This window comes from Sphingobium sp. MK2 (assembly GCF_040170545.1).
In the GTDB taxonomy this organism is placed as follows: Bacteria; Pseudomonadota; Alphaproteobacteria; order Sphingomonadales; family Sphingomonadaceae; genus Sphingobium.
In genome coordinates this window covers 1-9,675 of record NZ_JAZDXA010000072.1, presented here as the reverse complement: position 1 = coordinate 9,675, position 9,675 = coordinate 1, and the positions used below count along the sequence as shown (strand labels likewise).

Genomic DNA, 9,675 nt, shown 5'->3' with positions numbered 1-9,675 from the left:
TGAAAGCCGCCACAGACCGGAGCCGCCGCCCACATGTCCCTTCATCTAAACCAACAATGTCAAAGAACCTAAACCAACATTAGAAGCGGACAAGCTATCTACCCCGATCCTTGCGTTCCGGGGGACATCTGTCCGTCTATGTTGGCGACCGTTCCGAACGCTCCCTGCTGGCAGCGCCCCGTCCGGTGAACAGCCCTCTAGGTAAGGCAGCAGATTCGGTCAACAGGAAAAATCCACCAGCTCACCAATTTTTCAACAAGCGCGTCATCCAAACGACGCAAAAGCACCGTAGATGCTGGAGACTTGAGGCTTTAGATAAGTCGAAGGGCGCAACGATTTTTCAGTCTGCGCGCGATCCAAACTCTGCCCAATTTGGTCGCCGCCACCGAATCATCGCATCGAATCAGGGCGATCGGCGATCGCTACAGCGGCAACCCGACATAATTTTCGGCGATCGTCGCCTGCGCAGCTTGCGACGAGGCGATGTAGTCGAGTTCGGCCACCTGCATCCGCCGGTCGAACGCATCGCCATCCGGGAAGCGATGCATCAGCTTGGTGAGTTGCCAGGAAAAGCGTTCCGACTTCCATACCCGCGCCAGCGCCTTGTCCGAATAGCCCGCCACCGCATCGACATCGCCCTGCTTGAAATAGCCGATCAGCGCTTGCGATAGATAATGGACGTCGGACGCCGCCAGGTTCAGTCCCTTGGCGCCGGTCGGGGGTACGATATGCGCGCTATCCCCTGCCAGCATCAGCCGCCCATAGCGCATCGGCTCGAACACGAACGAACGCAGCGGTGCGATCGACTTTTCGAGCGCGGGCCCGCTGGTCATGTTCGCTGCCGCCTCCGGACCAAGGCGAATTGCAAGCTCGTCCCACAGCCGATCATCGGGCCACTCTTCAATCTTCTCGTTGAGCGGAACCTGGATATAATAGCGGCTTCGCGTTTCCGACCGCATCGAGGCCAGGGCAAAGCCACGGTCATGGTTGGCATAGATCAGCTCATGATTGCACGGCGGCACGTCCGCCAATATGCCGAGCCAGCCAAAGGGGTAGACCTTTTCATAGGCAGTGGCGACCGAGGCCGGAATCGCCTTGCGTGAGGGACCGTGAAAGCCATCGCAGCCGCACAGAAACTGTGCGTCGATCCGGTGGGTCACGCCATCCTTGCTATAGGTGACATAGGGCGTATCGCTATCGACAGCATGCAGCGCCACATCGGCCGCCTCATAAATGATCTCCAGCCCACGTTCGGGCGCAGCATCCATCAGGTCGCGAGTCACTTCGGTCTGGCCATAGACCATGACTTTCTTGCCGGTAAGCGCCTCGATATCGATACGGATAAGTCGCTCGCCGTCAGCGAGGTGGAAGCCATCATGCGGCAATCCTTCAGCATGCATGCGCGCGCCCAACCCCAAATGATCCATCAGATCGGTCGTCGTCCGCTCCAGCACCCCTGCCCTGATCCGGCCCAGCACATAATCAGGCGCTGCCCGCTCCACCACGACAACCTCTATGCCCTCGGCCCGCAGTAAATGGCCCAACAGCAGGCCTGCGGGTCCAGCCCCGATAATGGCCACTTGCGTCTTCATCCCATGCCTCTCCTATAAGCCGACTTTGATCCAGACGTGCCGCAACCGGCGCAGACGCAACAGGGGCAGAGCAACAATCTACATGGATGATTCACCAGAACTTTGGTCGGCGGTAATGCGGCACTTGACCGATTAAATCTGTTATCGCATGCCGTGCCAAACATCCAAGAAGATGGACGATCCGTCCAACTAGCGCCTGTTATGGAGCGGTCAGGGCCGCAAGGCAGAGGAGTGAGAAATGACCGACATCAGACGCCAGTTGGACGAAGCGCCGATGGGTCGGTTACAGATCACTGCAATAGCATTATGCGTGCTGCTCAATGCGCTCGACGGATTCGACGTGCTGGCGATCAGCTTCGCGTCGCCAGGCATCGCCAGGGAATGGGGCGTCGATCGCGCCGCGCTGGGCTTTGTCCTGTCGATGGAACTGATCGGCATGGCCGTGGGGTCGGTCTTGCTGGGCAATATCGCCGATCGTTTTGGGCGGCGCCCCACCATTTTAGGATGCTTGGTCGTGATGGCCGGCGGAATGGGCGCGGCGACCGTGGCGTGGGACGTCACCTCACTCTCGCTGATCCGTTTGGTCACCGGACTTGGCATTGGCGGCATGCTCGCCTGCACCAATGCAATGGTCGCCGAACTGGCGAATGCACGCGCGCGCAGCCTCGCGGTTGCGATCATGGCGGCGGGCTATCCGGTCGGCGCGATTTTGGGCGGATCTGTCGCCTCCTATTTGCTGATCGCTGGCGACTGGCGCGATATCTTCCTGTTCGGGGGCATCGTCACCGCTCTGTTCCTGCCGCTATCGCTGTGGCTGTTGCCGGAATCGATTGGTTTCCTGGTCCAGAAGCGGCCGCAAGGCGCACTGCTGAAGATCAATCGCTTGCTCGCCCGCATGGGCCAGGCCACGGCTGCCGCACTACCACCGCTGGACGCGGCCGCGCCCAAGCCTTCCTTTGCCTCACTGTTCGCCCCCGGCCTGGCACGCACCACCATCCTGCTGACGCTGGCCTATTTCTGCCACATCATGACCTTCTACTTCATTCTCAAATGGGTGCCCAAGATCGTCGTCGATATGGGCTATCTCCCTTCGAGCGCGGGCGGCGTGCTGGTGTGGGCCAATGTGGGCGGATTGATCGGATCGCTGCTGCTGGGCGCGCTCAGTTGGCGCATCGCGGTTCGCCCGCTCGTTATCGCGGCGATGCTCGCTTCGGCCATCATGGTCACGGTCTTCGGTCAGGGGCAAACGACGCTGGCGGGACTGAGCCTCATCGCGGCGATGGCGGGCTTCTGTACTAATGGCGCGGTCGTGGGACTCTATGCGCTGATTGCCCAGTCTTTCCCGACTGCGGTGCGGGCCGGTGGCACTGGCATCGTCATTGGGGTGGGCCGCGGCGGCGCGGCAATGGGACCGATACTGGCAGGCTTTCTGTTCAGTCTCGACTTCACCCTACCCCTCGTCGCGATCGTCATGGCGTCGGGATCGCTGCTGGGTGCCGGACTGCTGCTGGCATTACGCCCGCGCCGATAGGTCATGACCGCCTCGCCCGTCCCCGCCTTCTACCTGTATGGCGAGCCACAGCGCAGCGTTGCGGAAGGGTTCGTCCATGTCGAAAGTCTGGACGACCGTTCGCGGCCCAGCGAATGGACGATCCGCCCCCATGTCCATCGCGACCTCAACCATATCATCCTGATCGCGGAAGGGGGCGGCGCGATGCAGGCGGAGGAGACCGCCGTACGCTTCGATGCACCCTGCCTGCTGCTGATCCCGGCGGGTATCGTCCATGGTTTCACCTGGGCCAGTGAATCGCGCGGTGCCGTGGTCACTATCGCTGACAGTTATCTACGCCACCTCATCCTGCGCGATGCCGATCTCGCTCCCCTCTTTGCGCACCCAAAGGCCGTCACGTTGTCCCCGCCGGAGGGCGACAACGCCAATGTCGCTGTCGCCCGCATGGCTCAGGAATTGAGCTGGTCCGGCCCCGGCCAGCGCGCTGCGGTCGAATCCGCCTTGTTGCACCTCATGGTGCTGGCGTTGCGCCACGCCGCTTTGACCCGGCAGGAGCAGTCCGGCACCCCGCGCCAGGCGGCATTGGTTGCGCGCCTGCGGGAACGTATCGACCAACGCTTCCGGCTGCGCGAGCCGGTATCCGTGCATGCCCGCGCACTCGGCGTCAGCCTTACCGCCCTGCGCCAGGCTTGTGCTCAAGTAGCAAACAACTCCCCCACACAGATGCTTGACGATCGCACTTTGCTGGAGGCCCGTCGAATGCTGCTCTATTCCCAGCTATCCGTCGCCGATATCGCCTATGCCGTTGGTTTCGAAGATCCTGCCTATTTTTCGCGCTTCTTCAACCGCCATATAGGCCAGCCGCCGCGCGACTGGCGTGTTGCGCACAAGAGTTGACGCACAATGCCGCGTCACTAAGGATCATTCCATGACTGCCGATACGCTTACTGACATGCTCGTCGCACGACTGGTCCGCGACCATGGCAGCAGCAAACATCATTGGCGCCGGGTGATCGGCCCGCTACGCCTCTATAGTCGCACGACCCATCCCCATTGCAATTGGACCGTGACACCTACCGGCACCATCGCAGACGTGGCGTTGATCGAAAATATGCTCGATGATCTACGCATGACGCATCCCCTGCTGACGCGCTGATGCGCCCATTGTCTTGAAGGTAGCCACGTGATCGACCCTCGCGCTATCCGTACTTTTTTGGCGGTCGTTCGCAGTAATTCGATCAGCGGCGGCGCGCGCCTGCTCAATATTTCGCAGCCCTCCGTGTCGAACGCGATCGCGCAACTGGAACAGGCGTTGGGCGTGTCTCTGTTCGAGCGATCACGCACCGGCATTATGTTGACCCCGGAGGGAGAGGCACTGCTGCATCGCGCCGAATCCATCGACAGCTTGCTGAGGGATGCAGAGGTTGAAGTGAAACTGGCGAGCGCGGGCGTTCTGGGACCTTTGCGAGTCGGTGGTACGCCCGGTGCGCTGGTCAGCCTGTTGCCAGACGCCGTGCGCTTGCTGGAGGCGCGGATCGGCCAATTTGCATTGCATGTGGTTGAACGGCCCGACCATGATCTGGTGGCAATGCTGCATCGAGGCGAGATCGAGTTGGCATTTGTCACGACCGGCATCGAACAGCCGCCTGAGGACATAGAAGAACGCACTTTCTCGCGTGACCCCTTCTCTCTCATTGTCGGTCGCCAGAATGATCATCTGCCCGCGCGCATGTCCCTGGAAGACATGATGGCGATGCGCTGGGTACTGCCCGAAGCACGCGGCGCGTTCCGGCGGCAGATCGATGCCCTGTTCATGGCTGCCAATGTCCCCGTGCCGCAGGATATCATCCGGTGCGATTCCTTGCTCACGACCAAGGCGATGGTGCGCGGTAGCCAACGAGTCACGATTTTGCCGGTGCAGGTCGCGTCAGCCGAACTGTCGATCGGCGTGCTGCGCGCCATCGTGATAAAAGAAGCCAAATTTTCGCGCAGCATCGGCGTGCGGCGGATGGCGGACCGGCGCTTGTCCCGACTGGCCACCATGATGCTGGAAACGCTTATCCATAGCTCCAGCCTATGATATTCCAAAAAATCATTATTTTTAATTCTGGCCAAACGCATCCATAAAGGTTGGGTAAGAGCGTGACGCAGGAGAGATGGCATGCGGCAACTAATTCATAATGTCCGCATATTTGACGGAACTGGCGCAGCGTCCGTTCCCGGTGCCGTCCTGATAGAACAGGATCGGATTGCCTCTATCATATATGATGAGGCCACGATTGCGGCCACAACCGCCGACCGGGTCGTGGACGGTAGGGGTGGCACATTGATGCCAGGCATGATCGATTCGCACACCCACCTGACCTGGGGCAGTTCAGTCGAAAAAATCTATCATCAATTCATTCTTCCTGCGGACGAATTGAAGGTCGCGGCCTGGCGCAATGCCCGCGTCCTGCTGGATCATGGCTTTACCAGCGCCTATTCGGCAGGCGCTCTGGGCGATCAGATTGAGCCCGAACTGGCGCGCGCCATTGCGGCGGGTGAAACGCCGGGACCACGCCTCATCCCCTCCACGCTGGAGCGCAGCCCGGAAGGTGAGGAAGGCGTCGAAACCGGCGATGTTTTCAATGGCCGGGGTCCGCAAGCCATGCGTGATTTCGTCGCCTATTGCGCTGCGCAAGGCGTACAATCTCTCAAACTGGTGATATCGGGCGAAGATGCGTTGAAGCCCGGTACGTCGGGTGACATCCTGTACACCGACGAGGAAATGCAGGCAGCAGGCAAGGCGGCGAAGGAAGCGGGTCTCTGGATTGCGACCCATGCCTATTCGCCCCGTGCCATCGCACTCGCACTCGAAGCGGGTGCCCGCATTCTGTATCATTGTTCCTTCGCCGACCAGGCAGCGATCGACGCGATGGTCGCGAAGAAGGATGAGATTTTCTATGCGCCGGGACCCGGCGTATCTGTTGCGGCGCTGGAAGCCTCGCCGCCGCCCCATATTGACATGTCGTCCATGAAAGCCAGCGCCGCCGAACGACTGGAACTGGAAGCCAGGTTAGTACCCGAACTCAAACGACGGGGCGTGCGCGTTCTGATCGGCGGGGATTATGGATTCCCCTTTAATCCCAATGGTCGCAATGCACGCGACCTGGAGCATTTCGTGACCCGCTTCGGTTTTACCCCGGCAGAGGCGCTGAGCGCCGCGACGATGCTGGGGGGGCAGTTGATGGGGCTCGATGTAGGTCTGGTGAAGACCGGCTATCTCGCCGACCTGCTGTTGATTGAAGGCGACCCGACCCAGGACGTGACGATCATGCAGGATGCCAGTCGGATCACCATGATCATGCAGGGCGGACGAATGCATAAAGCGCCTGTGACCGAGCCGATACCGGCCTGATACCGCTACAAGAAAGACGATCATGTTCGATGTTGCGATTATCGGCTGCGGGCCGGTAGGGGCCTTTGCGGCCAATTTGCTGGGCAAAACCGGCTTGTCTGTTTTGGTGATTGAGCAAGAAGCCAACCCCTATCCACTGCCTCGTGCCGTCCATCTGGACCATGAAATGATGCGCCTTTTCCAATCGGCGGGCGTGATCGACCGGGTAGCGAGCGACATGCGTGATACCGAAGGGCATCTGCATGTCGGCGCGGACCATGGCGTCATTCGATATATGGGCACGGTCGGGCGCGCGCGGCCGTTCAGTTGGTCCAACGACTATTTCTTCTATCAGCCTGAACTCGAACAACATTTGCGCGACGCACTTGCCGCACATCATAACGTGGCTGTCCGCTTCGGTGTCCGGTTTGAAGGACTGGTGCAAGACGCTGATGGCGTTACGCTCAACCTGTCAAGCGGCGACACAGCCCAGGCGCGCTATGTCATTGCATGTGATGGGTCTCGCAGCACAGTACGCAAGTCTCTAGGCATTCCACTCCACGATCTGGATTTCGAAGAACCCTGGCTGGTGGTCGATGCCGAAGTCGATGGCCCGGTTCGATTTCCCGACCTATTGGGTGTGCCGGACGCCGCGGACTTACAGAAACTGTCGGTCATGATGTGCGACCCCAACCGGCCGACAACGATTGTGCCAGGACGTGGCAATCATCGCCGCTGGGAGTTCATGCTGTTGCCCGGTGAAGATGACCAGGCGATGATGGAACCGCATAATGTCGCAGCCCTTGTGGCACCCTACCTCTCCGGGGTGCCGCACAGGATTGTGCGTGCGGCGACCTATCGTTTTCACGGCTTGGTCGCCGACCAGTGGCGGCAGGGCGGTGTCTTTCTGGCGGGCGATGCCGCGCACCAGACACCGCCCTTTTTTGGTCAAGGCATGTGCCATGGCATGCGCGATGTGGCCAATCTCGCATGGAAGCTGGCGGCGGTGGTGCGCAGCGAAGCGCCGGACACGCTGCTGGACACCTATCAGCCCGAACGTGATCCCCATGTCCGCGCGGTAATTACCGCCGCAGTAGAAGCAGGCCGCTATATCTGCGTACTCGATCCGCAGACCGCGGCTGCCCGCGACACAGCGATGCGCGAAGCGGCAAAAAATGCCCAACAAGGCACCGCCGCCGACCTGATCCCTGCCATTTCGACCGGCATCATTGCGCTCGGCACGGCAGGGGCAGGCGAACGCTTCATCCAGCCGCGCGTTGGCGGCCAGTTGCTGGACGATGTTACGGGCGGCGGCTGGCGACTGTTCGTGCGACAGCCTGTTGCCGCGCCGGGCGACATGAAAGTCGTGACGTTGGGTACGCTGAACGATGACGGGGCGATTGCGGCCTGGCTCGATACGCGCGGCGTCGACGCGCTGCTACTGCGTCCTGACCATTATGTCTTTGGCACCGGCAAACCGGCGGACCTGATCGCGTTGCGCGATGCCTTGATTGCCGGAACCGTTTCTCAGGAGATTGCGGCATGACCCTTACTCTTGCTCAGGCCCGTACCATCATCGATACGGCATTGGCGCAACCGCGCGGCGACAACGCCCCTGCGCTCGCAGTGGTGGTGCTCGACTCAGGCGCGCACCCGATTGCCTTTGCCCGTCAGGACGGCGCGAGTCTGTTCCGTTTCGACATCGCCAAAGCCAAGGCGACAGGGGCGCTCGGAATGGGTGCGGATACCCGTGTCATCGCCGGAAGAGCCGCTAACAATCCGACCTTTTTTCAGAGTGTGGTGGCCGTCACTGGCGGTCAGCTTGCTCTGTCACCCGGCGGCGTCCTGATCCGCGAGTTGGAAGGCGCGGTGATCGGTGCCGTCGGGATCAGCGGCGACACCGGCGATTGCGATGAAGCCTGCGCCCTTGCGGGCATTTTGGCCGCCGGTCTGAGCCATGGAGACACGAAATGAAGTTGCGCAGCATCGAATTGTCGCTACCTGGTGCGGCGAAGGCTGCGGCCTTCCTGACTGACATATGGGGCATGGCCCCTGCGGCGGCCGTAGGAACCACGCACTATCTGCGCGGATCGGGCAGCTTTCCCTATCTGATCGCCCTGGAGGAGTCGCCCGACTGCTATGTGCGATCGACCACCTTTGTCTGCACCGCAGATCGGCTGGAGCAACTAAAACGCTCGGTGGGCGCTGCGGGCCTGATTGCAACCCCGGTCGTATCGCGGGACTTGGGAGGCGGCCACGGCATCATCGTCGAGCTGGCCGAGGGTGAATTGCTGCGTTTTCTGGTGGATGCGCAGCAAGTCAGCCCGATTGAGGGACGCGATCTGCCGGTCAAACTGACCCATGTGGTGTTCAACAGCGTGGATGCGGAAATGACCGGCCATCTGGTCGAGGATGCGCTGGGCTTCCGCGTGTCGGACCGGACCAAGGGCATGGTGTTCGTGCGCTGCAATGACTCGCATCATTCAACGGCCTTTGCCCGCGCGGGCATTTCCAGCCTGAACCATATCGCGTTCGAGATGGAAGATCTGGACGCCGTTATGCGCGGCATTGGCCGCCTGCGCGATCAGGATATGGCCCCGGCATGGGGTCCGGGTCGCCATGGTCCCGGTGCCAATGTGTTTGCCTATTTCATTGCCCCCTTTGGCCCCGTGATCGAATTTTCGACCGCCGTGAACAAGGTGCCTGACGATTATCAGGCGGGCGCGCCCGAAGACTGGACCTGGCCGGCCAATCGGATCGACCAGTGGGGCATGTCCGACAAGGATTTTGACGGCCTGCGCGCTGCCGAAGAGAAATTCCGCCATCGCCGCGACTGGCAGGCCCAGCCGCTGGACGTCCTGACAAAGGGAAATATCTAATGCGTTATGTCAGCTTCCGCCGTCCCAACGGCACCGCTAGCTTTGGCCGCATCGAAGGCGACACCATCGTCGAACTGGCAAACGATGCTGTACCAAGCCTCAAGGCTGCGCTGATCGAAGGCAGCCTCGCCACACTGGCCGACGGCGCGTCCTTTGCCGCCGCCGATGTCGTGTTGCTGCCGGTCATTCCCGACCCCGCCAAAATTCTATGCGTCGGCCTCAACTATGCTGAGCATGTCAAGCCCAACTTGAACAGTGCTTTTGGAAAAGGCATTGTGATTCAATGAGATGCATGCACCGGCGCGAGTGTTACCACTA

Annotated in this window: 10 protein-coding genes; 9 read left to right on the top strand and 1 reads right to left on the bottom strand. The window is 60.8% G+C overall.

Annotated elements, in window-relative coordinates:
• Positions 1-422: 422 nt before the first annotated feature.
• Positions 423-1,592 carry a 4-hydroxybenzoate 3-monooxygenase gene (gene pobA, locus V2I08_RS19855; protein WP_349636493.1) on the bottom strand — a complete coding sequence of 390 codons (1,170 nt, stop codon included), beginning with the start codon at positions 1,590-1,592 and terminating at the stop codon, positions 423-425.
• A 238-nt stretch (positions 1,593-1,830) separates the two neighbouring features.
• On the opposite strand from pobA, the gene V2I08_RS19850 reads away from it, so the two are divergent.
• The 9 genes from V2I08_RS19850 to V2I08_RS19810 all read left to right on the top strand — a co-directional run bounded on the left by V2I08_RS19850 (position 1,831) and on the right by V2I08_RS19810 (position 9,644).
• Complete coding sequence (locus V2I08_RS19850) at positions 1,831-3,123, top strand: MFS transporter (RefSeq protein ID WP_349636492.1); 1,293 nt, start codon at positions 1,831-1,833, stop codon at positions 3,121-3,123.
• Between the two features lie 3 nt (positions 3,124-3,126).
• Positions 3,127-3,999 carry a helix-turn-helix domain-containing protein gene (locus tag V2I08_RS19845; protein ID WP_349636491.1) on the top strand — a complete coding sequence of 291 codons (873 nt, stop codon included), beginning with the start codon at positions 3,127-3,129 and terminating at the stop codon, positions 3,997-3,999.
• A gap of 31 nt (positions 4,000-4,030) precedes the next feature.
• Complete coding sequence (locus V2I08_RS19840) at positions 4,031-4,258, top strand: hypothetical protein (protein ID WP_349636490.1); 228 nt, start codon at positions 4,031-4,033, stop codon at positions 4,256-4,258.
• Between the two features lie 27 nt (positions 4,259-4,285).
• Positions 4,286-5,182, top strand: coding sequence for a LysR family transcriptional regulator (locus V2I08_RS19835; protein WP_349636489.1), 897 nt, complete (start codon positions 4,286-4,288; stop codon positions 5,180-5,182).
• Positions 5,183-5,263: 81 nt separating this feature from the next.
• Complete coding sequence (locus V2I08_RS19830; RefSeq protein WP_349636488.1) at positions 5,264-6,499, top strand: amidohydrolase family protein; 1,236 nt, start codon at positions 5,264-5,266, stop codon at positions 6,497-6,499.
• Positions 6,500-6,521: 22 nt separating this feature from the next.
• Positions 6,522-8,024 (top strand): bifunctional 3-(3-hydroxy-phenyl)propionate/3-hydroxycinnamic acid hydroxylase, encoded by a 1,503-nt coding sequence (locus V2I08_RS19825; RefSeq protein ID WP_349636487.1) that lies wholly within the window; start codon positions 6,522-6,524, stop codon positions 8,022-8,024.
• Positions 8,021-8,452, top strand: coding sequence for a heme-binding protein (locus tag V2I08_RS19820; RefSeq protein WP_349636486.1), 432 nt, complete (start codon positions 8,021-8,023; stop codon positions 8,450-8,452). The genes V2I08_RS19825 and V2I08_RS19820 overlap by 4 nt, the downstream gene beginning before the upstream one ends.
• Positions 8,449-9,357, top strand: coding sequence for a VOC family protein (locus V2I08_RS19815; protein WP_349636485.1), 909 nt, complete (start codon positions 8,449-8,451; stop codon positions 9,355-9,357). Before V2I08_RS19820 ends, V2I08_RS19815 begins: the two co-directional genes overlap by 4 nt.
• Positions 9,357-9,644 (top strand): Rv2993c-like domain-containing protein, encoded by a 288-nt coding sequence (locus V2I08_RS19810; RefSeq protein WP_349636484.1) that lies wholly within the window; start codon positions 9,357-9,359, stop codon positions 9,642-9,644. The genes V2I08_RS19815 and V2I08_RS19810 overlap by 1 nt, the downstream gene beginning before the upstream one ends.
• Positions 9,645-9,675 lie beyond the last annotated feature (31 nt).

Excerpts from the sequence above, each read along its gene's own strand:
- pobA (WP_349636493.1), bottom strand. The coding sequence starts at position 1,592 with ATGAAGACGCAAGTGGCCATTATCGGGGCTGGACCCGCAGGCCTGCTG.
- V2I08_RS19850 (WP_349636492.1), top strand. The coding sequence starts at position 1,831 with ATGACCGACATCAGACGCCAGTTGGACGAAGCGCCGATGGGTCGGTTA.
- V2I08_RS19845 (WP_349636491.1), top strand. The coding sequence starts at position 3,127 with ATGACCGCCTCGCCCGTCCCCGCCTTCTACCTGTATGGCGAGCCACAG.
- V2I08_RS19840 (WP_349636490.1), top strand. The coding sequence starts at position 4,031 with ATGACTGCCGATACGCTTACTGACATGCTCGTCGCACGACTGGTCCGC.
- V2I08_RS19830 (WP_349636488.1), top strand. The coding sequence starts at position 5,264 with ATGCGGCAACTAATTCATAATGTCCGCATATTTGACGGAACTGGCGCA.
- V2I08_RS19825 (WP_349636487.1), top strand. The coding sequence starts at position 6,522 with ATGTTCGATGTTGCGATTATCGGCTGCGGGCCGGTAGGGGCCTTTGCG.
- V2I08_RS19820 (WP_349636486.1), top strand. The coding sequence starts at position 8,021 with ATGACCCTTACTCTTGCTCAGGCCCGTACCATCATCGATACGGCATTG.
- V2I08_RS19815 (WP_349636485.1), top strand. The coding sequence starts at position 8,449 with ATGAAGTTGCGCAGCATCGAATTGTCGCTACCTGGTGCGGCGAAGGCT.
- V2I08_RS19810 (WP_349636484.1), top strand. The coding sequence starts at position 9,357 with ATGCGTTATGTCAGCTTCCGCCGTCCCAACGGCACCGCTAGCTTTGGC.